26 protein-coding genes are annotated in these 23,636 nt (G+C 71.7%); 14 read left to right on the top strand and 12 right to left on the bottom strand.

The features are described from left to right. Positions 1 to 136: 136 nt before the first annotated feature. The 3 genes from dapF to miaA form a co-directional block, all read right to left on the bottom strand. On the bottom strand, positions 137 to 1,018 hold the full coding sequence (gene dapF / locus ACLGIH_RS08420) for a diaminopimelate epimerase (RefSeq protein ID WP_416524608.1): 882 nt from the start codon (positions 1,016 to 1,018) through the stop codon (positions 137 to 139). A 135-nt stretch (positions 1,019 to 1,153) separates the two neighbouring features. Next, entirely contained in the window at positions 1,154 to 1,636 is a 483-nt protein-coding gene (locus tag ACLGIH_RS08425) for a hypothetical protein (RefSeq protein ID WP_416529316.1), read from the bottom strand. A 108-nt stretch (positions 1,637 to 1,744) separates the two neighbouring features. Beyond that, the gene (gene miaA / locus ACLGIH_RS08430; RefSeq protein ID WP_416524609.1) at positions 1,745 to 2,683 is read right to left on the bottom strand and encodes a tRNA (adenosine(37)-N6)-dimethylallyltransferase MiaA; all 939 of its coding nucleotides are present in this window, start codon (positions 2,681 to 2,683) and stop codon (positions 1,745 to 1,747) included. Between the two features lie 182 nt (positions 2,684 to 2,865). On the opposite strand from miaA, the gene ACLGIH_RS08435 reads away from it, so the two are divergent. Both ACLGIH_RS08435 and ACLGIH_RS08440 read left to right on the top strand, forming a co-directional pair. Next, positions 2,866 to 3,147, top strand: coding sequence for a hypothetical protein (locus ACLGIH_RS08435; RefSeq protein WP_416524610.1), 282 nt, complete (start codon positions 2,866 to 2,868; stop codon positions 3,145 to 3,147). 24 nt (positions 3,148 to 3,171) lie between these two features. Beyond that, positions 3,172 to 3,486: an antitoxin gene (locus tag ACLGIH_RS08440; protein ID WP_416524611.1), complete on the top strand. Its 315-nt coding sequence runs from the start codon at positions 3,172 to 3,174 to the stop codon at positions 3,484 to 3,486. A 184-nt stretch (positions 3,487 to 3,670) separates the two neighbouring features. On the opposite strand, the gene ACLGIH_RS08445 is transcribed toward ACLGIH_RS08440, so the two are convergent. Together ACLGIH_RS08445 and miaB are read right to left on the bottom strand one after the other, a co-directional pair. Next, positions 3,671 to 4,384 carry a class III extradiol dioxygenase subunit B-like domain-containing protein gene (locus ACLGIH_RS08445; protein ID WP_416524612.1) on the bottom strand — a complete coding sequence of 238 codons (714 nt, stop codon included), beginning with the start codon at positions 4,382 to 4,384 and terminating at the stop codon, positions 3,671 to 3,673. A gap of 227 nt (positions 4,385 to 4,611) precedes the next feature. Then, positions 4,612 to 6,132, bottom strand: coding sequence for a tRNA (N6-isopentenyl adenosine(37)-C2)-methylthiotransferase MiaB (gene miaB, locus ACLGIH_RS08450; protein WP_416524613.1), 1,521 nt, complete (start codon positions 6,130 to 6,132; stop codon positions 4,612 to 4,614). Between the two features lie 240 nt (positions 6,133 to 6,372). Here miaB and ACLGIH_RS08455 point away from each other — a divergent pair, with 240 nt between their 5' ends. Then, the gene (locus ACLGIH_RS08455; protein WP_416524614.1) at positions 6,373 to 6,858 is read left to right on the top strand and encodes a cation:proton antiporter regulatory subunit; all 486 of its coding nucleotides are present in this window, start codon (positions 6,373 to 6,375) and stop codon (positions 6,856 to 6,858) included. Positions 6,859 to 6,862: 4 nt separating this feature from the next. Beyond that, positions 6,863 to 8,095 (top strand): cation:proton antiporter, encoded by a 1,233-nt coding sequence (locus ACLGIH_RS08460; RefSeq protein WP_416524615.1) that lies wholly within the window; start codon positions 6,863 to 6,865, stop codon positions 8,093 to 8,095. 153 nt (positions 8,096 to 8,248) lie between these two features. Here the strand turns inward: ACLGIH_RS08460 and ACLGIH_RS08465 are convergent, their stop codons facing one another. Further along, positions 8,249 to 8,656, bottom strand: coding sequence for a pyrophosphohydrolase domain-containing protein (locus ACLGIH_RS08465; RefSeq protein ID WP_416524616.1), 408 nt, complete (start codon positions 8,654 to 8,656; stop codon positions 8,249 to 8,251). Positions 8,657 to 8,750: 94 nt separating this feature from the next. Here ACLGIH_RS08465 and ACLGIH_RS08470 point away from each other — a divergent pair, with 94 nt between their 5' ends. Beyond that, positions 8,751 to 9,746, top strand: a complete 996-nt coding sequence (locus ACLGIH_RS08470; RefSeq protein WP_416524617.1) for a TAXI family TRAP transporter solute-binding subunit — start codon at positions 8,751 to 8,753, stop codon at positions 9,744 to 9,746. Here the strand turns inward: ACLGIH_RS08470 and ACLGIH_RS08475 are convergent. After that, a complete protein-coding gene (locus ACLGIH_RS08475) occupies positions 9,725 to 11,176 on the bottom strand; it encodes a HAMP domain-containing sensor histidine kinase (RefSeq protein WP_416524618.1) in 1,452 nt (483 codons plus the stop codon). The two genes, ACLGIH_RS08470 and ACLGIH_RS08475, sit on opposite strands and share 22 nt — an antisense overlap. A gap of 9 nt (positions 11,177 to 11,185) precedes the next feature. Then, a complete protein-coding gene (locus ACLGIH_RS08480; RefSeq protein WP_416524619.1) occupies positions 11,186 to 11,872 on the bottom strand; it encodes a response regulator transcription factor in 687 nt (228 codons plus the stop codon). Between the two features lie 290 nt (positions 11,873 to 12,162). On the opposite strand from ACLGIH_RS08480, the gene ACLGIH_RS08485 reads away from it, so the two are divergent. From ACLGIH_RS08485 to ACLGIH_RS08520, 8 genes are all read left to right on the top strand, one after another. Next, positions 12,163 to 12,939 (top strand): amino acid ABC transporter ATP-binding protein, encoded by a 777-nt coding sequence (locus ACLGIH_RS08485; protein ID WP_416524620.1) that lies wholly within the window; start codon positions 12,163 to 12,165, stop codon positions 12,937 to 12,939. 98 nt (positions 12,940 to 13,037) lie between these two features. Next, entirely contained in the window at positions 13,038 to 13,877 is an 840-nt protein-coding gene (locus ACLGIH_RS08490; protein WP_416524621.1) for a glutamate ABC transporter substrate-binding protein, read from the top strand. A gap of 84 nt (positions 13,878 to 13,961) precedes the next feature. Beyond that, a complete protein-coding gene (locus ACLGIH_RS08495) occupies positions 13,962 to 14,627 on the top strand; it encodes an amino acid ABC transporter permease (RefSeq protein ID WP_416524622.1) in 666 nt (221 codons plus the stop codon). Then, complete coding sequence (locus ACLGIH_RS08500; RefSeq protein ID WP_416524623.1) at positions 14,624 to 15,508, top strand: amino acid ABC transporter permease; 885 nt, start codon at positions 14,624 to 14,626, stop codon at positions 15,506 to 15,508. Before ACLGIH_RS08495 ends, ACLGIH_RS08500 begins: the two co-directional genes overlap by 4 nt. Before the next feature lie 175 nt (positions 15,509 to 15,683). Then, on the top strand, positions 15,684 to 17,294 hold the full coding sequence (locus ACLGIH_RS08505) for an FAD-dependent monooxygenase (protein WP_416529317.1): 1,611 nt from the start codon (positions 15,684 to 15,686) through the stop codon (positions 17,292 to 17,294). 104 nt (positions 17,295 to 17,398) lie between these two features. Continuing rightward, positions 17,399 to 17,470 carry a putative leader peptide gene (locus tag ACLGIH_RS08510; protein ID WP_416529318.1) on the top strand — a complete coding sequence of 24 codons (72 nt, stop codon included), beginning with the start codon at positions 17,399 to 17,401 and terminating at the stop codon, positions 17,468 to 17,470. A 98-nt stretch (positions 17,471 to 17,568) separates the two neighbouring features. After that, entirely contained in the window at positions 17,569 to 18,123 is a 555-nt protein-coding gene (locus ACLGIH_RS08515) for a cupin domain-containing protein (RefSeq protein WP_416524624.1), read from the top strand. Beyond that, positions 18,114 to 18,518 carry a rhodanese-like domain-containing protein gene (locus tag ACLGIH_RS08520; protein WP_416529319.1) on the top strand — a complete coding sequence of 135 codons (405 nt, stop codon included), beginning with the start codon at positions 18,114 to 18,116 and terminating at the stop codon, positions 18,516 to 18,518. The genes ACLGIH_RS08515 and ACLGIH_RS08520 overlap by 10 nt, the downstream gene beginning before the upstream one ends. Positions 18,519 to 18,791: 273 nt before the next feature. Here ACLGIH_RS08520 and recX read toward each other — a convergent pair whose 3' ends face one another. The 4 genes from recX to ACLGIH_RS08540 form a co-directional block, all read right to left on the bottom strand. Further along, the gene (gene recX, locus ACLGIH_RS08525; RefSeq protein ID WP_416524625.1) at positions 18,792 to 19,646 is read right to left on the bottom strand and encodes a recombination regulator RecX; all 855 of its coding nucleotides are present in this window, start codon (positions 19,644 to 19,646) and stop codon (positions 18,792 to 18,794) included. Between the two features lie 3 nt (positions 19,647 to 19,649). Next, on the bottom strand, positions 19,650 to 20,771 hold the full coding sequence (gene recA, locus ACLGIH_RS08530) for a recombinase RecA (RefSeq protein WP_416524626.1): 1,122 nt from the start codon (positions 20,769 to 20,771) through the stop codon (positions 19,650 to 19,652). 273 nt (positions 20,772 to 21,044) lie between these two features. Beyond that, positions 21,045 to 22,355 (bottom strand): AI-2E family transporter, encoded by a 1,311-nt coding sequence (locus ACLGIH_RS08535; RefSeq protein WP_416524627.1) that lies wholly within the window; start codon positions 22,353 to 22,355, stop codon positions 21,045 to 21,047. Between the two features lie 60 nt (positions 22,356 to 22,415). Beyond that, on the bottom strand, positions 22,416 to 22,610 hold the full coding sequence (locus ACLGIH_RS08540) for a DUF3046 domain-containing protein (protein ID WP_416524628.1): 195 nt from the start codon (positions 22,608 to 22,610) through the stop codon (positions 22,416 to 22,418). Between the two features lie 80 nt (positions 22,611 to 22,690). Here ACLGIH_RS08540 and ACLGIH_RS08545 point away from each other — a divergent pair, with 80 nt between their 5' ends. After that, positions 22,691 to 23,635, top strand: coding sequence for a hypothetical protein (locus ACLGIH_RS08545; RefSeq protein ID WP_416524629.1), 945 nt, complete (start codon positions 22,691 to 22,693; stop codon positions 23,633 to 23,635). The last annotated feature ends 1 nt before the right edge of the window (position 23,636 follow it).

The raw sequence follows: 23,636 nt of genomic DNA on the forward strand, positions 1-23,636 counted from the left end.
GACCGCCTCTCGCCGAGCGTGAAACGGATCACCCATTCGAGCGAAGGGGCGGAGGTTTACGTTTTGTATCGATATGTGGAGCCTTGGAGCCGACGAACATCGCGCGGTGGCGAGTCGTCGGGCAGGCCGCCTGCCGTCACGCCACACCCAGGGCCCCTTCCAGCCATTCCGGCTCGATCTCGCCCTCGGCGACGATCACCGCGGGGCCCGTCATCTCGATATCGCCGTCGGGCCGCTCGGTGATCACCAGGGTGCCGCCGGGCACGTCGACGGTGTACGTCACCGGGGCCCCGGTGACGGCCGGGTCGGCGCCGTCCCTGCGGGCGGCGGCGACGGCCACGGCGCAGGCGCCCGTGCCGCAGGAGCGGGTCTCTCCGGAGCCGCGCTCGTGCACCCGCATCGCGACGTGCCGAGGGCCGCGGTCGACCACGAACTCGACGTTCACCCCGTCCGGGTAGGCGGCGGCCGGCCGGAACGGCGGCGGGGAGAGCAGGTCACCGGCGTGCGCCAGGTCGGCGACGAAGGCGACCGCGTGCGGGTTGCCCATGTTCACGTTCCGCGCGGGCCAGCTGCGCTCGCCGACGCCGACCGTGACCTCGCCCTCGGGGAGCCGGGCCCGGCCCATGCCCACGGTGACGTCACCGTTCTTGGCGATGTGTACGGTCTTCACGCCCCCGCGCGTGGCGACGGCGAGGTCGCCCTCGGTCACGTGGCCCGCGTGCTGGAGGCAGCGGGCGAAGACCCGTACGCCGTTGCCGCACATCTCCGCGATCGAGCCGTCGGCGTTGCGGTAGTCCATGAACCACTCCGCGTCCGCCGCCATGTCCTTGGCCTCGGGGTGCGCGGCGGACCGCACGACGTGCAGGAGTCCATCGCCACCGATGCCCGCGCGGCGGTCGCACAGGGCGGCGACGGCGGCCTGGGGCAGGTCGATGGCGTTGTCCGGGTCGGGGACGATCACGAAGTCGTTCTCGGTACCGTGGCCCTTGAGGAAGGCGATCCGCGCGCGCGTGCTCATTCCTCGATCGTACGGGGTGGGTACGACAGCAGGGCCGCGGCAGTCGCAGCCGGCAGCCGGGCCACGACAGTCGCAGCCGGCCGCAGCAGTCCCAGCCGCGACCCGGCCACAGCACTCCCGGCCGCAACCCGGCCCTCAGCCGCGCAGTCGGGCCACTCTCCACACCGCGAGGACCATCACGGCCGCGACCACCACGACGTACGCGAGGACGACCCGCCAGTCGGGACGGCGGCTCGAGCCCCGCTGGGGCAGGCCCGGCAAGGTGTAGCCCACGCGGCGGGCGGCCGTCATGCCCCAGCCCGCGGCGCACGAGCAGATCAGCAGGCCCAGCATCGCGATCACGGCGCCGCTGTCGCCGAAGTCGAAGGCGAGCGGGAAGGCGAACATCAGGGAGCCGACCGCGGCCAGGCCCACGATGGGCGCGAGCTGCCAGATGCGCAGCCGGCGCTGCGGACGCAGCTCGACCTCGTCGACCTCGCCGCCGCCCGCGTACATCTCCTCCGGCTCGGGCCCGTCCGGGCCGTCCGGGCTCAGCCGGGCACCGTCCGGTTCCGGTTCACCGTGCTCGGTGGTGACGTGCTCGGTGCTCGGTGCGGTGTCACGAGGGCCGGCCTCCATCGCCACGCGCCCTCCCAACTTGGACTCCACTTGGTCGATCGAAGCTCGATGATGGCACGGCACCGGAGGCCGCGATGACGGCCGGAGCGTCCCGATGCCATGACGTGATCAGGCTGTAACCGGTCGTTCGACCAACGACAGAGCGCGCTGCGGAAGTTCCGTGCGATCCGCCGCGGCCCCACTCAACCAGTGCACCCGCGGATCGCGCCTGAACCACGAATCCTGACGGCGCGCGAAGCGTTTCGTGGCACGCACGGTTTCACCCCGCGCCTCCTGAAGCGTGCACTCGCCGGCGAGCGCCGCGAGTACCTGCTGGTAGCCGAGCGCACGCGACGCCGTACGCCCCTCGCGCAGGCCCCGCGCCTCCAGCGCGCGCACCTCCTCCACCAGACCCGCCTCCCACATCCGGTCGACCCGGCGCGCGATGCGGTCGTCCAGCTCGGGGCGGGAGACGTCGACACCGATCTGAACGGTGTCGTAGACGGAGTCGTGGCCGGGGAGGTTGGCGGTGAACGGCCGGCCGGTGATCTCGATCACCTCGAGGGCGCGAACGATCCGGCGGCCGTTGCTGGGCAGGATGGCCCGCGCGGCCTCGGGGTCGGCGGCGGCCAGGCGGGCGTGCAGCGCCCCGGAGCCGCGCAGCGTGAGCTCGCCCTCCAGCCGGGCCCGGACCTCCGGGTCGGTGCCGGGGAACTCCAGGTTGTCGACGGCCCCGCGAACGTAGAGGCCGGAGCCGCCCACCAGGACCGGCCAGCGTCCGGCGGCCAGCAGTGCGTCGATGCGCCCCCGGGCCAGCCGCTGGTATTCGGCGACGGAGGCCGTGACGGTCACGTCCCAGATGTCCAGCAGGTGGTGCGGGACCCCGCCGCGCTCCTCGGGCGTCAGCTTGGCGGTGCCAATGTCCATCCCCCGGTAGAGCTGCATGGAGTCGGCGTTGACGACCTCCCCGCCGAGCCGCTGGGCCAGGAAAACCCCCAGATCGGACTTTCCGGCCGCGGTGGGGCCGACAACTGCGATGACACGGGGGGTTGGGGGTGCGCTGCTCACCGCACCAGTCTCGCAAACCTCCCGCCGTGCCCTCGAACGAGTTACGTGACGGCGCGGGGGCGAGGTCGTTGCCCGTTGCGAGGTTCCCGCCTCCGCATCACCGGGGCGGTGGCCCGGGGCGCGCAATCGGACGCACCGGGCAACGCGGGATTTCGCCCGCACGAGTACCGTATGGAGTTGATATGGGCGTTTTTGCACGGCTTCTTCGGAGGTCGAAGGCCACGGAGGAGGCACCGGCCGCCGAGCAGCGGACCGGCGCACCGGCCCCCGAGTCCGCGTCGGAGGACGCCGCGGACACGACGGAGCCGAAGGGCTCGGACGGCACCGGCGACGCGGAGGCGTCGCAGCCGGCGGAGACCGAACGGCCCGCCGCGGCGGCCGGCTCCGACGGCGTCGAGATTCCCAAGCAGCAGTCCGCCGGGGCGGCCGTCGACAACGAGGCCGGCGAGGGCGCCCGCTCGTAACCGCCCGCGAGGGAAGGGTGAACCATGGGTCTGCTGAACAACTTGAAGGCCAGGCTGGGCCCGGCGAAGGGCAAGGTCTCCGACCTCGCGAGGGAGCACGGAGACAAGATCGACCGCGGTCTCGACAAGGTGGCCAAGACGGTCGACCAGAGGACCAAGGGCAAGTACAGCGACCGGATCCAGTCCGGTACGGGCAAGGCCAAGGACGCCATGGACCGCCTCGCTCACAAGGACGCCCCCTCCGGTGACAGGGGCGGTGACGGCACGCCGGGTTCGACACCTCCGGGTTCGACGCCCCCGGGCACCACACCGCCGGCCGGCCCGCCTCCGGCTTCCTGAGCCGGGCCTCGCAACCGACGGCGCCGCGCACGACGGAAAACGGTGGACGGCCGGGAGCCCACGCGCTCCACGGCCGTCCACCGCGTCCATGCCGAGGATCGGCGGTGCGCGCTCCCGCACTCCTGACGGGACAGCGGCGTGCCCGGCGCGCGCCTCGACCGGGCGCCGGCCGAGGCGCGCGCCCCTACGACCAGGCGGCCACCAAGTATCCCACCCCGTACGGCGCGTCGTCGTACAGCAGCGAACCCTCCAGGCGCGTTCCCTCGGCCGCGCCCGCGAGGACCTGCCAGGGCGCCCGGCCCGAAACCTTCAGCTCGCGGGACAGCCCCGCGTCCAGCTCCCGGAGGGCCCTCGCATCGGCCGACCCGAGCGCACGCGCGACCCCCGCGTCGAACGGCGCCGCCCGCTCGTCGAGGTAGCCGGGGGCCTTCAGCGTGCGGCAGGCACTGCCGTCGCCCAGCACCAGCAGCGCGAGCCGCTCTGCACGCGAGGCGGCCTCGCGCCCGATGCCGGCACACCGCTCGGCCGGCAGCGCCTCCCCCACGGCGAGCCCCTCGACCGGGGTGCCGGCCCAACCGGTGCGCCCCAGCAGCCAGGCGCCCACGGCCAGCCCGTACGGCAGGCTTCGCTCCATGCCGGTGTCCCGGGCCGCGCCCAGCCGGACATCCAGGTCCACGCCGAAGCCGCGGAAGGATCCCCGAGTTCCCTCGGGATACGTCTCCGGCCCGGCGCCGTCCGCGGGCCCGACGACCACGAGCCGGTCGGGCCGGGCGTCGGCGAGCACGGCGAGCGCGTCCGCGCACGCGGCACGCGCACCGTCCAGCTCGGGTGCGGCGCCCGCGGCCACCTCGGGCACCAGGAGGGGCGGGCAGGGACATACGGCTGCGGCGACAAGCATGATCGGCAGCGTAACCCGGGGCCCGGCCGCCCTCCATGAGGGGCGGTGCAACGTCTCGCCCTCGGTCCTCGCTCAGCAGGTCGGACCGACGACGGACACGTCAGCCCCGCGCCGGCACCCCGGCCCGACGACCGGCGCGGCACATCAGGCCGCGGTCCGCGCGTCGGCCGGGCAGGCCGGGCAGGCCGGGCAGGCTGCTCTGTTCCGTCCCGCGACGCAGCGCACCCTCAGTCGCAGCCGCAGCCGCTTCCCGTGGCGACCGGCAGCGGCTCCGGCGCCCCGATCTTCGGCAGGCCCAGCATGACGCCGGCCGGCTTGGCCTGCTCGGCCGCGTTGCGCTTGTCCCAGGCGTCGCCCGCGCGGGTGCGGCGCACGTCCAGGACCGGGCCTTCGGCGAGGAGGTGGTGCGGCGCGGCGTAGGTGACCTCGACCGTCACCACGTCGCCGGGCCGGACCTCCTGCTCGGGCTTGGTGAAGTGCACCAGGCGGTTGTCGGGAGCGCGGCCGGACAGGCGGTGGGTGGTGTCGTCCTTGCGGCCCTCGCCCTCGGCCACCATCAGCTCCAGGGTGCGGCCGACCTGCTTCTTGTTCTCCTCCCAGGAGATCTCCTCCTGGAGGGCGACCAGCCGCTCGTAGCGCGCCTGGACGACCTCCTTGGGGATCTGGCCGTCCATCTCGGCGGCCGGGGTGCCGGGCCGCTTGGAGTACTGGAAGGTGAACGCCTGGGCGAAGCGGGCCTCGCGGACCACGTGCAGGGTCTGCTCGAAGTCCTCCTCGGTCTCGCCGGGGAAGCCCACGATGATGTCGGTGGTGATCGCGGCGTGCGGGATGGCGGCGCGGACCTTCTCGATGATCCCCAGGTAGCGCTCCTGGCGGTAGGAGCGGCGCATGGCCTTCAGGACGGTGTCCGAGCCGGACTGGAGCGGCATGTGCAGCTGCGGCATCACGTTCGGGGTCTCGGCCATGGCGGCGATGACGTCGTCGGTGAAGTCGCGCGGGTGCGGCGAGGTGAAGCGGACCCGCTCCAGGCCGTCGATCTTCCCGCAGGCCCGCAGCAGCTTGCTGAACGCCTCGCGGTCGCCGATGTCGGAGCCGTAGGCGTTGACGTTCTGCCCGAGGAGGGTGATCTCGGAGACGCCCTCGGCGACCAGGGCCTCGACCTCGGCGAGGATGTCGCCGGGCCGGCGGTCCTTCTCCTTGCCGCGCAGCGCCGGGACGATGCAGAAGGTGCAGGTGTTGTTGCAGCCGACCGAGATGGAGACCCAGGCCGCGTAGGCGCTCTCGCGGCGCGTCGGCAGCGTGGACGGGAACGCCTCCAGCGACTCGGCGATCTCGACCTGCGCCTCTTCCTGCACGCGGGCGCGCTCCAGCAGCACCGGCAGCTTGCCGATGTTGTGCGTGCCGAAGACCACGTCCACCCAGGGCGCGCGCTTGACGATGGTGTCGCGGTCCTTCTGCGCCAGGCAGCCGCCGACCGCGATCTGCATTCCGGGCCGCTTCGCCTTCTTCGGGGCGAGGTGGCCGAGATTGCCGTACAGCTTGTTGTCGGCGTTCTCCCGCACGGCGCATGTGTTGAAGACGACGACGTCCGCCTCGCCGTCGGCGCCCTCGGCGGCGCGGACGTAGCCCGCGTCCTCCAGCAGACCGGCCAAACGCTCGGAGTCGTGGACGTTCATCTGGCACCCGTAGGTGCGGACCTCATATGTGCGCGTGCCGCCCACTGACTGGCTCCGGTCGATGCTGCTCATGGCAATAAGGGTAGGCGGTCCGCGACAGTGGCCCCGGCCGCCTGTGGACAACCCGGGTCACCGCTGGTCGCGGCCCGTTCACGGCCGGTTCACGGCTCGGGCCGAGTTCCTCCGGGGCGCCGGGGCGCCGGGACCCATGTCGCGACCGTACGGCGGATGTCAGCATGGCGGCGCCGCGAGCACGTGATGCGCGGGCCGCGCGCGCAGCATGATGTAGAGGGACGAACGAGGGGAAGCCACATGTCCGCTCCACGCCTGAGGGCGACGCCGCTGCCGGGAATCGGGGTGCAGTACGACCTGGTGACCCGGGAGCACCGCCACCTGTCGGTGGTGGCGCACCGCGACGGCGCCCGCACCGTGAACCTGTACCGGGCCGACGACCCCGACTCCTGCGCCCACTCCCTGAAGCTGACCGGCCCGGAGGCGGGCGCGTTGATAGACGCCCTCCAGCCGTCCCATCACAGCGCGAACCTGCTGCACACCTCGGACCTGGGGCTGGTGGCCGAGCGCATCGAGGTCTCCGCGACCTCGCGCTGGAACGGCCGGGCGCTGGGCGAGACCCGGATGCGCACGGAGACGGGCGCCTCCGTGGTGGCGGTGCTGCGCCATGCCGAGGCGGTCCCGTCGCCCGCGCCGGACTTCCGCCTGGTGGGCGGCGACACCCTGATCGTCATCGGCACCCGCGAGGGCGTCGACGCCGCCGCGACGATACTCGGGCGGGAGTGAGCCGGTGCACTCCGCGGTTCTGCTCATCGAGTTCGGGTCCATCATCCTCGGGCTCGGGCTCCTCGGCCGGTTCGCCGGCCGGTTCCGCCTCTCGCCCATCCCGCTGTACCTGCTGGCCGGTCTGGCCTTCGGCGAGGGCGGGCTGCTGCCGCTCGGTGCGAGCGAGGAGTTCATCGCGACCGGTGCCGAGATCGGCGTCATCCTGCTGTTGCTGATGCTCGGCCTGGAGTACACGGCCGGCGATCTGATCACCAACCTCAAATCGCACTATCCGGCGGGCCTGGTGGACTGCGCGCTCAACGCGGTGCCGGGCGCGGCGGTGGCGCTCCTGCTGGGCTGGGGCCCGGTGGCCGCCGTGGTGCTGGCCGGCGTCACCTGGATCTCGTCGTCCGGTGTGATCGCGAAGGTGCTCGGCGATCTCGGCCGGATCGGCAACCGGGAGACCCCGGTGATCCTCAGCGTGCTGGTCCTGGAGGACCTGGCGATGGCGGTGTACCTGCCGATCGTCACGGCGCTGGTGGCCGGGGTCGGCCTGCTGGCCGGCAGCATCACGCTGGCGATCGCGCTGGGCGCGGCGGGGCTGGTGCTGTTCGCGGCGGTGCGCTATGGACGGGTCATCTCGCGGTTCGTCTCCAGCGACGACCCGGAGAAGCTCCTGCTGGTGGTGCTGGGTCTGACCATTCTGGTCGCGGGTGTGGCGCAGCAGCTCCAGGTGTCGGCCGCGGTCGGGGCGTTCCTGGTGGGCATCGCCCTGTCGGGGGAGGTCGCGGAGGGGGCGCACACGCTGCTGAGCCCGTTGCGGGACCTGTTCGCCGCCGTCTTCTTCGTCTTCTTCGGTCTGCACACCAACCCGGCGAGCATCCCGCCGGTGCTGCTGCCGGCACTGGCGCTGGCCGTCCTCACCGCACTGACGAAGATCGCCACCGGGTACTGGGCGGCGCGGCGGGCCGGTATCTCCGTGAAGGGCCGCTGGCGCGCGGGTGGTGCGCTGGTGGCCCGCGGCGAGTTCTCCATCGTCATCGCCGGGCTCGCGGTGTCGGCCGGTATCGAGCCGTCGCTGGGCCCGCTGGCCACGGCGTACGTCCTGATCCTGGTGATCCTCGGCCCGCTGACCGCCCGCTACACCGAGTCGGTGGCCACGCGGCTGTCCCGTTGGCGCCGCGACGCCGGCCGCGGCCCGAAGGCTCCGGCCGGTTCGCCGCAGGCGACGGGGGCGGAGGCGTCGGTCGGCGACTGAGGCGAGCGCTCACGCGGACGTCGGCGTCCGGGCCCTCTCGGGGGCGCGGACGCCGTCGCCGTCCCTGAGCGGGGTCCGACGCCGTCCCGACCCCGGGCGGCCGGGGGGCGGAACGGAGCCGCCCGAGCCCGCTCTCGGGGCGAAGCGGCGTCGTCAGCGCTCCCCCGACGGCACCCACCCCTGCCGGCGCAGCACCGCCGCGACGTCCGGGACTTCGTAGTGCTCGCCCTTGAGGACCTTTCCGTCGGCTCTGCGGTCGATCCGGCCGTCGGGGCCCAGCTTCGACATGTTGGCCCGGTGGATCTCGGCGATCACCGCGTCGAGGTCGACGCCGTGCACCAGGGCCGTGCCGTACGCGACGTACACCACGTCGGCCAGTTCGTGGGCGAGGCGGTCCAGCGGGCCCTCGACGGACACCTCGGCGACCTCCGCCGCCTCCTCGGCGAGCAGGTCGCCGCGGTGCGCCGCCAGCTCCGGCGGAACCTCGGTGGGCGTGCTGCGGGCGTCCAGCCCGAAGGCGAGGTGGAAGGCGCGGACCAGTTCGGCGGGCGAAGTGCTCATGCGGCCGACTGTAACGACGGCCACTGACACTCCCCGGCCCGCCCTGTGAGCCCGGCCCTGGTCAGCGGGCATGCGGGCTGGCAGGATCGCGCGCATGTCCAAGCTGTTCCTCCGCATCGGCAGGCGCCGGGCCGTACGGGCCGCGACCGCCGCCGTCATCGCCCTCGGGCTGCTGCTGTGGTGGCTGCTGCCCCTGGGCGAGGAGCCGCCGAGGGGGACGATCACCTTCAGCACCGGCACGCACGCGGGTGTGTATCACAAGTACGGCGAGCTGCTGCGCGACCGGCTCGCCAAGGACATGCCCGGTCTGAAGGTCCGCCTCGTGCCCAGCGCCGGGTCCCAGGAGAACGTCGAGCGAGTGGTGTCCGGGGAGGCCGACTTCACCATCGCCGCGGCCGACGCGGTGGAGACGTACAAGATCCAGGAGCGCCCCGGCTCCGGCGCGCTGCGCGGAGTGGCCCGCCTCTACGACGACTACGTCCAGCTCGTCGTCCCCGGCGACTCCGACGTCCACTCCCTTTCCGACCTGCGGGGCAAGCGGGTGGCCATCGGGCTGCCCAACTCCGGCGTGCGGCTGATCGCCACCCGGCTGCTGCGGGCGGTGGGCATCGACCCGGAGAAGGACATCACGCCCCGGTCGGACGGCATCGACACGGGGCCGGGGCGGCTCGGGGAGGGCCTGGACGCGTTCTTCTGGTCCGGTGGCCTGCCGACCGACGGGCTGAGGCGGATAGCGGAGACCTCCGCCTTCCGGTTCGTGCCGATCGCGGAGGAGGTCGTGGCCCAACTGCACACCCAGGGCGGCGCGACCCGCTACTACCGCGCCACCAACATCCCGGAGTCCGCCTACCCGACCGTGCAGAACGGGTCCGTGGTGCCGACGATGGCGGTGTCCAACCTGCTCGTGACGCGCGACGACCTCGATCCCCGGCTCACCGAGTGGCTGACCCGGACGGTGATCGAGAGCCGGGACGGCATCGGCGCCCACGTGCACTCGGCCCAGCTGGTCGATCTGCGCACGGCGATCTACACGGGCCCGCTCCACCTGCACGAGGGCGCCCGGCGCTACTACCGGTCGGTCAAGCCCTGATCCGAGGCCGGCCCCTCCAGGCCCTGGGGCGGGTTCCGGGGCACGGTCACCGTCACCTTCAGCCCGCGCGGCTCGTGATGGTCGTAGGCGATGCCGCCGCCGCTCGCGGCGAGCAGGGCCCGGCAGATGGACAGGCCGAGCCCGGAGCCCTTGACGTTCTGGTGCCGGCCGCTGCGCCAGAAGCGGTCGCCGATGCGGGACAGCTCCTCGTCCGTCAGGCCGGGTCCGTGGTCGGTGACGACGACGGTGGAGTCGGCCCCCCGGGAGGCGACCTCGACCCGCACGGTCTCGTCCTGCGGCGTGAACTTGACCGCGTTGTCGATGACCGCGTCCAGTGCGCTGGACAGCGTCACCGGGTCGGTCCACGCCGTGGTCGGCGGGCAGTCCCCGACCAGCCGTACGCCCTTGGCCTCGGCGGTCGGCACCCAGGCCGCGACCCGTTCGGCGGCCAGCGCGCCGATGTCGGTGAGCCGGAGGTCGGGCTCGGCGTGCTCGGCGAGAGCCAGGTCGAGCAGGTCGTCCAGGACACGGGCCAGGCGCTTGCCCTCGGTCTTGACCGAGGCGATCTCCTCATGGCCCTCGGGCAGCTCCAGGGCGAGCAGCTCGATGCGCAGCAGCAGCGCGGAGAGCGGATTGCGCAGCTGGTGGGAGGCGTCGGCGACGAAGGCCCGCTGCTGCTCCAGCACGTCCTCGACGTGGTCGGCCATCTCGTTGAACGACTTGGCCAGGCGGCGCAGTTCCGGCGGTCCCCCGGCCGGTGCGACCCGGGACTTCAGGCGTCCGGTGGCGATGTCGTGGGTGGTGGCGTCGAGGACGCGTACGGGGCGCAGTACCCAGCCGGTCAGCCGCAGGGCGGCGCCGACGGCGAGCAGCATGGCGGCCAGCTCGCCGGCGCCGATGATGAGCCAGCTGTGCAGGGTGCGCGAGCGCATCGAGTCGGTCGGCGAGTCGGTGACCACGACGGCGACGACGTCCCCGTCCCGGATGACCGGCGAGGCGACCACCAGCCGGCCCTCCTCCCAGGGCCACACCTGCTTCGGGTCGTGGCTGCGACGGCTGAGCAGCGCCTCCTCGAAGGCGTCCCGCACCTCACCCGTCTGGGGGAGGAACCAGGTCGTCGGCGCATTGGCCACGGGGATGTGATTGCGGTAGAAGACGCCCGCACGAATGTCGTAGACCTCGTAGTAGCTCGTGAGCTCGTTCTGCAGGGTCTCCAGGCGTTCGCTGGGCACGGTGCGTGATCCGTACGACGAGTCCACGACGTCGGTGACGAACTGGGCGAGCGAGGCGAAGCGGGCGGTGTCGTCGATGCGGTCGACGACGACCTTCTGCTGTTCGGCCCGGGCGACGCTGACCGCGAGCGGGACACCGAACGCGAGCAGGACGGCCGCCATCAGGACGATGAGCAGCGGAAGCAGGCGTGTGCGCACCCGGGCCCGCTAGGAGGTGGGCGCGACGAGGCGGTAGCCGACGCCGCGTACGGTCTCGATGAGCGCGGGCATGCGCAGCTTGGAGCGCAGGGAGGCGACGTGCACCTCCAGGGTGCGCCCGGTCCCCTCCCAGCTGGTGCGCCAGACCTCGCTGATGATCTGCTCCCGGCGGAAGACCACGCCGGGACGCTGGGCGAGCAACGCGAGCAGGTCGAACTCCTTGCGGGTCAGCTGGACGACCGAACCGTTCACACTGACCTGTCGGGTCGGCAGCTCGATGCGGACCGGGCCGAGTCCGATCGCGGTCTCGATGCCCGAGGAGGTGTCCTCCTGGGCGGTGCGCCGGCTGACGGCGTGGATGCGGGCGAGCAGCTCACCGGTGTCGTACGGCTTCACCACGTAGTCGTCGGCGCCGAGGTTGAGGCCGTGGATGCGGGAGCGCACGTCCGAGCGGGCGGTGACCATGATCACCGGGGTGCCGGTGCGCTTGCGGATCTTGCTGCAGACCTCGTATCCGTCCTGGTCGGGCAGGCCGAGGTCGAGGAGGACGACGCCGAAGCCGTCGCACTCGGGGACCAGTGCCTGGAGGGCCTCCTCGCCGCTGCGCGCGTGGGTGACGTCGAAACCGTGCCGGGCCAGGATCGCGGACAGCGCGGCGGCGACGTGGTTGTCGTCCTCGACGAGCAGCAGCCTCATCCGGGCCCCCTTCTGTTCATCGGCCGTACGGTCACGACGTGTACAAGAACGCGTGCACGCGCGCGCGGGCACCCTGTGCAGTCACGCCGATGGACGGGGACCCCGTCAAGAGGGTTCCGCTTGCGGGCACCCGAAGTTATCCGGCCGATATCTGCCCTGCTCACAAGTGCTACGAGACGTGTCCGATTGCTACCGGATCGTGATGCTCAGATTCCCCTCAGATGTAATGACGCAGGTCGTAGAGCGTTACTACTGTCCTCCGAAACCGAGGAGGACGGAGCCTTAGAGCGATGACCGAAGTATCGGTGGCCAAGGAAGACGTGGCCGCGACCGACGAGCTGGTCGTCCTGAAGAGCGTCAACAAGCACTTCGGCGCGTTGCACGTACTCCAGGACATCGATCTGACGATCGCCCGCGGCGAGGTCGTCGTGGTCATCGGACCCTCCGGGTCCGGTAAGTCCACGCTGTGCCGCACCATCAACCGACTGGAGACGATCGACTCCGGCTCGATCGCGATCGACGGCAAGCCGCTGCCCCAGGAGGGCAAGGCGCTGGCCCGGTTGCGCGCCGACGTGGGCATGGTCTTCCAGTCCTTCAACCTCTTCGCGCACAAGACCGTGCTCGAGAACGTGACCCTGGGCCAGGTCAAGGTCCGCAAGGCCGACAGGAAGAAGGCCGAGGAGAAGGCCCGCCGGCTGCTCGACCGGGTCGGTGTGAGCGCGCAGGCGGACAAGTACCCCGCCCAGCTCTCCGGCGGTCAGCAGCAGCGCGTCGCCATCGCCCGGGCGCTGGCCATGGACCCGAAGGTCATGCTGTTCGACGAGCCGACGTCGGCTCTCGACCCGGAGATGATCAACGAGGTGCTGGAGGTCATGAAGCAGCTCGCCCGGGACGGCATGACCATGGTCGTGGTCACGCACGAGATGGGCTTCGCCCGGTCGGCCGCCAACCGCGTGGTCTTCATGGCGGACGGCCGGATCGTCGAAGAGGCCACGCCGGACCAGTTCTTCAGCAACCCGCGCAGCGACCGTGCCAAGGACTTCCTGTCGAAGATCCTGCACCACTGACGTCGCCGGTCCGTCCTCGACGGCCCGCGTCTCCCGCCTGACGGTCTCTGCCCGTTCTGACGGCTCGCCCGTCCGATCACAGCCAAAGGATGTTCACCATGAAGCTCCGCAAGGTCACCGCCGCCTCGGCCACCGTGTTCGCCCTCGCCCTGACCGCCACCGCGTGCGGCTCCGACGACGGCAAGGACAGCGGCTCCTCCGGCGGCGACGACAAGAAGATCAGCATCGGCATCAAGTTCGACCAGCCGGGCCTCGGCCAGAAGACCCCGCAGGGCTACGAGGGCTTCGACGTGGACGTCGCCACGTACGTCGCGAAGAAGCTCGGCTACAGCGAGGACCAGATCGAGTGGAAGGAGTCGAAGAGCGCCGACCGCGAGACCATGCTCCAGCGCGGTGACGTCGACTTCATCGCCGCGACCTACTCGATCACCCCGGAGCGCGAGGAGAAGGTCGACTTCGCCGGCCCGTACCTGCTCGCCCACCAGGACGTGCTGATCCGGTCCGACGACGACTCCATCAAGGACCCGAAGGACCTCAAGGGCAAGAAGCTCTGCTCGGTGACCGGCTCCACCTCGGCGCAGAACGTCAACGACAAGCTCGACCTCCAGGCGGACCTGCAGAACTACCCGACGTACTCGGCCTGCCTGTCCGGCCTGCAGAACGGCGCCATCGACGCGCTGACCACCGACGACTCGATTCTCGCCGGTTACGCCGCCCAGGAGCAGTTCAAGGGCAAGTTCAAGCTCGGCGGCTTCAAGATGACCAACGAGAACTACGGCATCGGCGTCAAGAACGGCAGCGACCTCAAGGCCAAGATCAACGACGCGCTGGAGGCCATGGTCGCCGACGGCTCCTGGCAGAAGGCCGTGGACGAGAACCTCGGCCCCGCCAACTACAAGAACGAGCCCGCGCCGAAGATCGGCGACGTCAAGAGCTGAGGCAACGCCTGACAGGGTGCGCCGTCCCGGATCCGGGGCGGCGCACCGGGGCGGGCATCCCTACACGCGGAAGCGCGGGAGATCGTGTTCGACTTTCTTGAAGATTACGACCTGCTGGGGGCCTTCTGGACGACGGTGCAGCTCGCTGTGCTCTCCGCCGTCGGCTCCCTGATCTGGGGCACCCTGCTGGCCGCCATGCGCGTCGGCCCGGTGCCGCTGATGCGCGGCTTCGGGACCGCGTACGTGAACATCGTGCGGAACATCCCGCTGACCGTCATCATTCTGTTCACGTCACTCGGCCTGAACCAGACGCTGGGCGTCTCCCTCGGCGCGGACGACTTCGAGACGATCAACTTCCGGCTCGCCGTCCTCGGCCTGATCCTCTACACCTCGGCCTTCGTGTGCGAGGCCCTGCGCTCCGGCATCAACACGGTGCCGGTCGGCCAGGCGGAGGCGGCCCGTGCGATCGGCCTGAGTTTCCGCCAGGTCCTGGGGCTCGTGGTGCTGCCGCAGGCGTTCCGCTCGTCCGTCGGCCCGCTCGCCAACGTCCTGATCGCGCTGATCAAGAACACCACGGTGGCCGCCGCCATCGGTGTCACGGAGGCGGCGCTGGTGATGAAGGAGATGATCGAGAACGAGGCACAGCTGCTGCTGATCTCCGCGATCATCGCGTTCGGTTTCGTGGTTCTGACGCTGCCGACCGGCCTGATCCTCGGCTGGGTGGGCAAGAAGGTGGCGGTGAAGCGATGAGCTCCGTTCTCTACGACGCCCAGGGCCCCCGCGCCAAGCGGCGCAACATCGTCCTCACGGTGGTCTTCTTCGTCGCCCTCGCGGCCCTGCTGTGGTGGGTGATCGGCACCCTGTACGACAAGGGCCAGCTCGAGTGGGCGAAGTGGGAGATGTTCTTCACCAGCAGCGAGCCCTGGTCGACGTACATCTGGCCCGGTCTGCAGGACACCCTGAAGGCCGCCGCGCTCGCGGTGATCATCGCAATGCCGCTCGGCGCCGTCTTCGGCATCGCGCGACTGTCGGACCACGCCTGGATCCGTGTCCCGGCCGGCGCCGTGGTCGAGTTCTTCCGGGCCATCCCGGTGCTGGTCCTGATGATCTTCGGTATGGCGCTGTTCTCCGAGTACCTCCCGGTCAGCTCCGACGTCCGTCCGATGTACGCGGTCGTCACCGGCCTGGTGCTGTACAACGCCTCCGTGCTCGCCGAGATCGTCAAGGCCGGCATCCTGGCCCTCCCCAAGGGCCAGTCCGAGGCGGCCATGGCGATCGGCCTGCGCAAGGGTCAGGCGATGCGGTCGATCATGCTGCCCCAGGCGGTCACCGCCATGCTGCCGGCCATCGTCAGCCAGCTCGTCGTCATCGTGAAGGACACCGCCCTCGGCGGTGCCGTCCTGACCTTCTCCGAGCTGTTGTCCGCGGGTAACACGATGAGCGCCTTCTACGGTGCCAACGTCATCGCCAGCTTCACCGTGGTGGCCGTGATCTTCATCGCGCTCAACTTCGCGCTCACCAGCTTCGCGAGCTGGCTGGAGCGCCGGCTCCGGCGGGCCAAGAAGTCGAGCGGCGCGGTACTGACGGCGGACGACAACCAGCCGAACGCCGGAGCCACCACCGGAGCCTGACCCGCAGTCAACTCGTACGACCATCACGAAGGCAGTGGCATGATCGCCACTGCCTTCGTCACTTGACGCAAGCACCGGCAATGGGTTGCATACGTTCTGTGATCGTGCACCCCGCTCCAACTTCCTGTTCACCTACGTCCCCCGGGACGCGACCGCAGGCAGGGGGCGCCGCGTCGTGGACCCGGTGATCGTCGTCGGAGCGGGGCCCGTCGGGCTCACGCTCGCCCTGGCGCTGGCACGTCAGGAGGTGCCCTGCGTCGTTCTGGACGAGGGACCGGGCAAGGACGAACCCCGTCCCGCACGTACCGTCGTCCTGCCCGAGGACACCGTCGCCCTGCTGGAACGTCTCTCCGGCCGGTCCCTGACGGCGGCGGGGTTCCGTTGGGCCGGATGGCGGTCGATGCGGCGCAGGCAGGTGATGCGCGAGATCGTCTTCGACGCCGAGCCCGGCCCCCTGCACATCACCCAGCATGTACTGACCGGCGCGCTGCGCGAGGCCCTCGCCCACGAACCACTCGTGGAAGTGGCCACGAACAGCCGTCTGGACACCATCGAGCAGGAACCCACGGGAGTGACCGCCCACACCCGCGGCCCGGAGGGCACCTGGTGGCGCGGCAGTTACCTGGTCGGCTGCGACGGCCCCCGCTCGACCGTGCGCAAGCTCCAGGACATCCGCTTCCCCGGCCGTACGGCGGTGGAACGGCACGCGGTCGCCGCGCTGCGCACCGAACTGCCCTGGACCGACGAGGCGCTGCTGCACCGTTCGCCGCCGTGGCGGACGTCGGGCCCGTCGGCCGGGGAGATCACCGGACGCCCGTTGCCCGACGGGGTGTGGCGACTGGACTGGCTGCTGCCGCCGGGCAAGGACCTGGTCACCCCGGAACTGCTGGTGACCCGGATCCGGGAGACCCTGGCCGGCTGGACCGGCGGGGAGACACCGTCGTACGAGCTGCTCGACACCGGCGTGCACACCGTCCACCACCGGCTGGCCCGCCGCTGGCGCGTGGGCCGCGTCTTCCTCGCCGGGGACGCGGCGCACCTGCTGGGCGCACTGGGCTCACAGGGGCTCGACGAGGGGCTGCGGGACGCCGACAACCTCGCCTGGAAGCTGGCGCTCGCCTGGCACCAGGGGCCGCGCGATGCGCTGCTCGACAGCTACCAGGCGGAACGGCGCGCGGCGGTCGCCGGCCGGCTGCGCGCCGCCGACCAGGTACTGCCGCTGCTGCGCGGCGGCGGGGGCCTGCGCTCGTACGTCCCCGGCTCCTCCCGCGGCCACGACGTGCTGCTGACGGACGGTCACCTGGGGCGCGGGGCATTGGGTGCGCCGGCGGGGTACACCGATTCACCGCTCGCGCCACCGCCCCTCGACGGTGAGGTACCCGTCGCCACGCCGCCCGGTGCCCCGGTCACCGATGTGCGGGTCACGGCGGAGGACGGCACGTTCGTCCGGCTGCGCGACCGGTTCGGGCGCGGGGCGCTGCTGGTGGTGCTGATCGCTCCGGGCACGGGTGTGTGGGAGCGCAAGCACTGGGTGAGCGCCGGCATCATGCCGCGGCTGGCGGCTGCGGTGACCGCGCTGCCGTACCGGGCCGAACTGCTGGTCGCCGAGAGCTATCCGGGCGCCGCCGCCCACACCGTGCTGCTGGTGCGGCCCGACGGCCACCTGGTCACGGCGCTCGGCGGGGTCCGCCCGGCCGACCTGTACGCGGCGGCCGAGGCGGCGCTGGGCGGTCCGGAGAAGGCGACGGCCGAGGCCGGGGCCAAGGCCTCCGCGGGCTCTCGCTGACCCGCCGGCGAGACGACGCACCGTCACCGTGCCGTCCGCATGGTGACGGTGAGTTGACCGGTGCGCACCCTCATGGTGTACTCCGGAGCGTGACCGACACCGACGTGCGCCTGTGGCGGAGGGTCCATATGGACCTCGTCCGCTACGCGGGCTGCAAGTGTCGTCCGTCCTGCTGAATTCGCATCACCTTCTTCTTCGCGCGCCGCGTCCGGCATTTCTGCGCCTTCTCGCATCCTTCGCGCGCTCTGGCGAACGCTTCTCCAGGACGGTACCCGTGTCTGTTTCCTCCTTCGCCCGTTCCTCGTCCCCTGCACCGGCCCCTGCCCCAGCCGGGTCCGCTCCGACGCAGGCCCAACTCCTCGACTTCGCGCGCCGCACGGCCGCCGACACCGCCCTCGTCGCCTCGCTCCCGCTCGACTCGCAGGGCCGGACCTGGGTACGGCTGGACGGGCCCGGGGGGAGCGAGGCCTGGCTGATCGGCTGGCCGCCCCGTACGGGCACGGGTTGGCACGACCACGCCGACTCCGTGGGCGCCTTCGTCACCGCCGCGGGCGAGCTGACGGAGTACTCACTCGCCGCCCGGCTGCCCACCGACGGCTGGCGGACGCTGGAGCTCACCGACGGTGTGGACCGGGAACGCCGGTTGCCGGCCGGGCGGGGGCGGGCCTTCGGCCGGCACCATGTGCACGAGGTGTTCAACGAGTCCGCCGACCGGCACGCCGTCTCCGTGCACGCCTACTATCCGCCTCTGCCGCGCATCCGCCGTTACAGCCGCAGCGGGCAGGTGCTGCGCCTGGAGCAGGTCGAGCGGCCGGAGGACTGGCAGTGAACGAGCCGACCGGCATCGACGCGTTGCTGGAGCGGGTGCGCCGGGGCTACGAACGGATCGACGTACGGGCCGCGTACGAGGCCGCGCGGGCGGGCGCGGCCCTCCTGGTGGACATCCGGTACGCCGCGCTGCGCGAGCGGGACGGTCTCATCCCGGGCGCACTGGTGATCGAGCGCAACGAGTTGGAGTGGCGGCTGGATCCGCAGGGCAGCCACCGGGTCCCCGAGGCCACCGGCCACGACCTGAGGATCGTCGTGATCTGCAACGAGGGCTACGCCTCCAGCCTGGCGGCGGAGTCCCTGCACCGGCTGGGCCTGTACCGGGCCACCGACCTGACCGGTGGCTTCCAGGCATGGCGGACGGCAGGGCTGCCGGTGGTGCAGGGCGTGCCGTAACGACACCGGGCACGGGTGGATGCCGGGCACGCGTGGATGCCAAGGCACGGGTGGATGCCAGGCGTGCATGAGTACCGGGCGCGTGTGGGTGCCGAGCATGCATGGCGCCAAGACGCATGGGTGCCGGGCGCGCGTCGGCGTCGAGCCGCGTGGACGCCGGACACGGATGGGCTCCGGGGACGCGTGGACGCCGGACGCGCGTAGGGGGCGTTGAGCACCCATGGGCACCGCGCGTGGCTGTCGCGCGCCGGGGCGGCGCTCCGCGAGTCCGCCTCAGATCCCGCCGTCGAGGTGGTCCGTGTCCTCACCCTCTTCCTCCAGCGCCTGCCGGACCACCCGCAGGGCCATGCCCTCGGAGTAGCCCTTGCGGGCCAGCATGCCCGCGAGGCGGCGCAGGCGCTTGTCGCGGTCGAGGCCACGGGTGGTGCGCAGCTTCCGGGCGACGAGCTCGCGCGCGGTCGCCTCCTCCTGCTCGGAGTCGAGCTGGGAGACCGCCGCGTCGATGAGGGCGGAGTCGACGCCCTTGGTCCGCAGCTCCTGGACGAGCGCCCGTCGTCCCAGCCCGCGGCCATGGTGCCGGGACTCCACCCACGCGTCCGCGAAGGCGCTGTCGTTGATCAGACCGACCTCCTCGAAGCGGGACAGCACCTCCTCTGCGGCATCGTCCGGGATCTGCCGCTTGCGCAGGGCGTCGGCGAGCTGTTTCCGCGTGCGTGGGGTCCCGGTGAGCAGGCGCAGGCAGATCGCCCGTGCCTGCTCGACCGGGTCCCGCGGAGGTTCCCCCTTCTCGGCCCTCGACGAGGAAGTGGTCCCTCCGTCCTCACCGGGCGGCCGGCCGCGGTCACGTCCGCGGCGCCCACGCGAGCCGCCCCTGCCACGGGGTCTGCCGCCGTCACGGCGTGCCCCGTCGTCACCGTCCGCACCGACGCCGTAGGCCACGTCCCCGTCCGGGGCGTACGGCGTCCCGCAGGTGCTGTCCGTGCCGCCGCCGTCCGGGGCCGCCGGGTCCTCGCCGTATCCGTCGCCACCCGCCCCGGCGAGGCTCGCGCCACCCGGCCCGTCCCGCCGCGGCTCGCGCGCGGCGGCGTCCAGGTAGGCGTACTCGGCCCAGTCGGTTCGTCGTGTCACGGGTCAGCTCTTGGCTGCGGCGGCCTTGGACTTGCCGGCCTTCACGGGCGCGGGGGCCGGCACCGTCGCGGCGGCGTCGACGGCGGAGACAGCGGCGTCCGTGCCCGGCTCGGCGGCCGGCTCCTCGGGACGCACGCCGACGCCCAGCTTCTCCTTGATCTTCTTCTCGATCTCGTTGGCGAGGTCGGGGTTGTCCTTCAGGAAGTTGCGGGCGTTCTCCTTGCCCTGGCCGAGCTGGTCGCCCTCGTACGTGTACCAGGCGCCGGCCTTGCGGACGAAGCCGTGCTCCACGCCCATGTCGATCAGACCGCCCTCACGGCTGATGCCCTGGCCGTAGAGGATGTCGAACTCGGCCTGCTTGAAGGGCGGCGCGACCTTGTTCTTGACGACCTTGCAGCGGGTGCGGTTGCCGACCGCCTCGGTGCCGTCCTTCAGGGTCTCGATGCGACGGATGTCGATGCGCACGGAGGCGTAGAACTTCAGCGCCCGGCCACCGGTCGTGGTCTCCGGGGAGCCGAACATCACGCCGATCTTCTCGCGGAGCTGGTTGATGAAGATCGCGGTGGTCTTGGACTGGTTGAGCGCGCTGGTGATCTTCCGCAGGGCCTGGCTCATCAGCCGGGCCTGCAGACCGACGTGGCTGTCGCCCATCTCGCCCTCGATCTCCGCGCGCGGGACGAGCGCGGCGACGGAGTCGATGACGATGAGGTCGAGGGCGCCGGAGCGGACCAACATGTCCACGATCTCCAGGGCCTGCTCGCCGTTGTCCGGCTGGGAAAGGATGAGGTTGTCGATGTCGACGCCGAGCTTCTTCGCGTACTCGGGGTCGAGGGCGTGCTCCGCGTCCACGAACGCGACCTGGCCGCCGGCCTTCTGCGCGTTCGCCACCGCGTGCAGGGTCAGGGTCGTCTTGCCCGAGGACTCGGGGCCGTAGATCTCCACGACACGGCCGCGCGGGAGGCCGCCGACGCCGAGCGCCACGTCGAGCGCGGTCGACCCGGTCGAGATGACCTCGATCGGCTCCTTCGACCGGTCGCCCATGCGCATGACCGCGCCCTTGCCGAATTGCCGTTCAATCTGTGCGAGAGCGGCATCCAGGGCCTTCTCGCGGTCGGTTCCTGCCATGGGTTCCACCCGATTTGCTTGAGTCGATCGCTTCACGTCAAAGACGCTAACGCCTGCCACTGACAATGCGCCCCGACGCGGGTCCGGCCTGTGGACAACTGGGGCTGATATCCGCCCAGAACCAGTCGAATCACCCCGTCGTGAGCCTCGCCGGAGCCTCCATAAGAATGGATGTTCGATTTTCGTGTCAAGCGCACCACGCGGCACTTCCGAGGGTACGTCCGGGCCCGGCGGGGCCCGGACCGGCGTCGTCGCCCCGCGCCAGGGCCGGGCTCAGGAGGAGCCCGCCGAAGACCCCCCGGGCGGCCCCGAATCACCGGGCCGCCGGACCTCCTGCGGCCGCCCTGCCTCCTCCGGCCGCCGTGTCCACGTACCGCGCACGCGCGCGAACGACGTGAACGAGCCGGGCCTCACCCCGCGGTCGCGGTGCCCGTGGACCCGCGGGTCGTCCGTCACGTCGTACCGCTTGACGTACGCCCCCAGGAACGCCTGCAGGGTGGCGACCGCGGGGATGGCGATGAGCGCGCCGACGGCGCCGAGCAGGGCGGTGCCCGCGACGACCGAGCCGAAGGCGACCGCCGGGTGGATGTCCACGGTCTTGGACGTCAGCTTGGGCTGCAGCACGTAGTTCTCGAACTGCTGGTAGACCACCACGAAACCCAGTACCCACAGCGCGTACCAGGGGTCGACGGTGAAGGCGATCAGCATCGGCAGGGCGCCCGCGAGATAGGTGCCGATGGTGGGGATGAACTGCGACACCAGACCCACCCACACGGCGAGCGCCGGTGCGTAGGGCACCTGAAGGATCTCCAGCAGGATGTAGTGCGCCATGCCGGAGATCAGCGCCATCAGGCCGCGCGAGTACAGGTACCCGCCGGTCTTGTTCACGGCGATCTCCCACGCGCGCAGCACCTCGGCCTGCCGGGCGGGCGGCAGGACCGAGCAGAGCGCGCGCCGCAGCCGGGGTCCGTCCGCGGCGAAGTAGAAGGAGAACAGCAGGATCGTCAGCATCTGGAAGAGCCCCCCGAGCACCTGGGCGGACACGTCCAGGACGCCGCTCGCGCTGTTCTGCACGTAGTTGCGGAGCCAGTCGGAGCGGAGCAGGCCCTCCTGGATGTCGACCCGTCTCAGCTCGGTGTGGAAGTGGGTGTTGATCCAGTTGATGACGGAGTCGAGGTACTGCGGGAAGTCCTCGACCATCTTGACGATCTGGCCGGCGAGCATGGACCCGAGCAGCGTGACGAAGCCCGCCGCGGCGGCCGTCACGGCGAGGAAGACCAGCGCGGTGGCCAGCCCCCTGCGCATACCGCGGGCCGCCATCCAGCTCACCGCGGGCTCGACGGCCAGGGCCAGGAAGAACGCGATGAGGATGTTGATCAGCAGGCCGGTGAGCTGGTGGAAGGCCCAGCTACCCAGCTGGAACACGGCGTAGAGCGAGAGGGCGAGCACCATGGCGCGCGGCAGCCAGCGCGGCATGCGCCCGTTCGGCCCGGTGGTGCCCGCGGCGGGGGGCCGGGCGGGCGGCGTCGGTCCGGACGGGGATGCCTGCGGGCCTGCCTGCCCGGTCTCCTCAGTGGGTGCCACGAACCCAGTCTCGCCCACGGCACCGGCAACCGGACGCCACCCCGGGGTCTCCGCGATCCGTCAGCGCCGTTCCTGCGGCACGTTCATGACGGCGCAGACCACACGCCATACGTCCTTGGCGTCCCATCCGGCGGCCAGGGCCTCGTGCACCGTACGCCCGCCCAGCTCCGACATCACGTGATCGCGCGCGAAGGAGTCGGCGTAGCCCGGACCGAAGTGGTCCGCCATCCGCTGCCAGAAGACCGTCAACCGCATGACACCAGTATCCCGCCCCTGAGGGTGGGCCTCGCCCGGTACCACCTGCCGGGACCGCTTTCCGCCCTACGGTCTGACGCATGGCCGAAACCGGAGCTTCCCCACTCCCCGCGACGCCCGCTGCGCACTCCCCGCTGGCACGCGCCGAGCAGTTCGTGTGGCTCACCGCGCGCGTGCTGGAGCAGCGTCTCTTCGCCCACCACTTCCGGGACGGGGGCGCCGACCCGGTGGAAACCGCGCTGGACGCCTACCGCAACCGGGACGGCGGGTACGGCCACGCCCTGGAGCCCGATCTGCGCGGCCCGGTCAGCCGGCCGCCGCACACCGCGCACGCCCTGCGCGTCCTGGACGCCGTGGGCCGCTGCGGCGGGCAGCGTGTGGAGCGCGTGTGCCGCTACCTGACGACCGTCTCCACGCCCGAAGGCGCCCTGCCGGCGGTCCGTCCCCGCCGGCGCGGCCACCCGGCCGACCCCTTCGTGCCGATCGTCGACGACCCGCCCGGCGCGCTCCTGGCCACCGGCCCGGTGGTCGGCCTGCTGCACCGCAACGAGGTGTGGGACGCCTGGCTGTTCCGGGCCACCGACTTCTGCTGGCAGGCGGTCGAATCGCTGCGGACCTCCCACCCGTACGAGGTCCGGGCCGCCGTGTCCTTCCTCGACTCGGCCCCCGACCGCTCACGCGCCCAGGCGGCGGCCGACCGCCTGGGCCGGCTGGTGCGCGAGCAGCGCCTGGTGGTGCTGGACCCCGACGACCTGGCCGCGTACCCGGTCCCGCCCGGCTACGCCCCGGGCGAGCACCACTTCCCGCACGACTACGCGAGCACCCCGGACTCCCTCGCGCGCGCGTGGTTCACGGACGACGAGATGGCACGCTCGCTGGACCACCTGGCGGCCGGGCAGCAGGAGGACGGCGGCTGGCCCGTCACCTGGCGTCAGTGGGCACCCGCTCCGGTCCTCGAAGCACGCCCCATGGTGACCCTGGAAGCCCTGCGCACCCTCAGGGCGTACGGCCGCCCCCTGAACTGAG

Source organism: Streptomyces hamibioticus, from assembly GCF_047946815.1.
Lineage (GTDB): Bacteria > Actinomycetota > Actinomycetes > Streptomycetales > Streptomycetaceae > Streptomyces.

Excerpts from the sequence above, each read along its gene's own strand:
- ACLGIH_RS08435 (WP_416524610.1), top strand. The coding sequence starts at position 2,866 with ATGGGCGTTTTTGCACGGCTTCTTCGGAGGTCGAAGGCCACGGAGGAG.
- ACLGIH_RS08425 (WP_416529316.1), bottom strand. The coding sequence starts at position 1,636 with ATGGAGGCCGGCCCTCGTGACACCGCACCGAGCACCGAGCACGTCACC.
- ACLGIH_RS08500 (WP_416524623.1), top strand. The coding sequence starts at position 14,624 with ATGAGCTCCGTTCTCTACGACGCCCAGGGCCCCCGCGCCAAGCGGCGC.
- ACLGIH_RS08540 (WP_416524628.1), bottom strand. The coding sequence starts at position 22,610 with ATGCGGTTGACGGTCTTCTGGCAGCGGATGGCGGACCACTTCGGTCCG.
- ACLGIH_RS08465 (WP_416524616.1), bottom strand. The coding sequence starts at position 8,656 with ATGAGCACTTCGCCCGCCGAACTGGTCCGCGCCTTCCACCTCGCCTTC.
- dapF (WP_416524608.1), bottom strand. The coding sequence starts at position 1,018 with ATGAGCACGCGCGCGCGGATCGCCTTCCTCAAGGGCCACGGTACCGAG.
- ACLGIH_RS08485 (WP_416524620.1), top strand. The coding sequence starts at position 12,163 with ATGACCGAAGTATCGGTGGCCAAGGAAGACGTGGCCGCGACCGACGAG.
- ACLGIH_RS08480 (WP_416524619.1), bottom strand. The coding sequence starts at position 11,872 with ATGAGGCTGCTGCTCGTCGAGGACGACAACCACGTCGCCGCCGCGCTG.
- recA (WP_416524626.1), bottom strand. The coding sequence starts at position 20,771 with ATGGCAGGAACCGACCGCGAGAAGGCCCTGGATGCCGCTCTCGCACAG.
- ACLGIH_RS08455 (WP_416524614.1), top strand. The coding sequence starts at position 6,373 with ATGTCCGCTCCACGCCTGAGGGCGACGCCGCTGCCGGGAATCGGGGTG.
- ACLGIH_RS08490 (WP_416524621.1), top strand. The coding sequence starts at position 13,038 with ATGAAGCTCCGCAAGGTCACCGCCGCCTCGGCCACCGTGTTCGCCCTC.
- miaB (WP_416524613.1), bottom strand. The coding sequence starts at position 6,132 with ATGAGCAGCATCGACCGGAGCCAGTCAGTGGGCGGCACGCGCACATAT.
- ACLGIH_RS08445 (WP_416524612.1), bottom strand. The coding sequence starts at position 4,384 with ATGCTTGTCGCCGCAGCCGTATGTCCCTGCCCGCCCCTCCTGGTGCCC.
- ACLGIH_RS08545 (WP_416524629.1), top strand. The coding sequence starts at position 22,691 with ATGGCCGAAACCGGAGCTTCCCCACTCCCCGCGACGCCCGCTGCGCAC.
- ACLGIH_RS08440 (WP_416524611.1), top strand. The coding sequence starts at position 3,172 with ATGGGTCTGCTGAACAACTTGAAGGCCAGGCTGGGCCCGGCGAAGGGC.
- ACLGIH_RS08470 (WP_416524617.1), top strand. The coding sequence starts at position 8,751 with ATGTCCAAGCTGTTCCTCCGCATCGGCAGGCGCCGGGCCGTACGGGCC.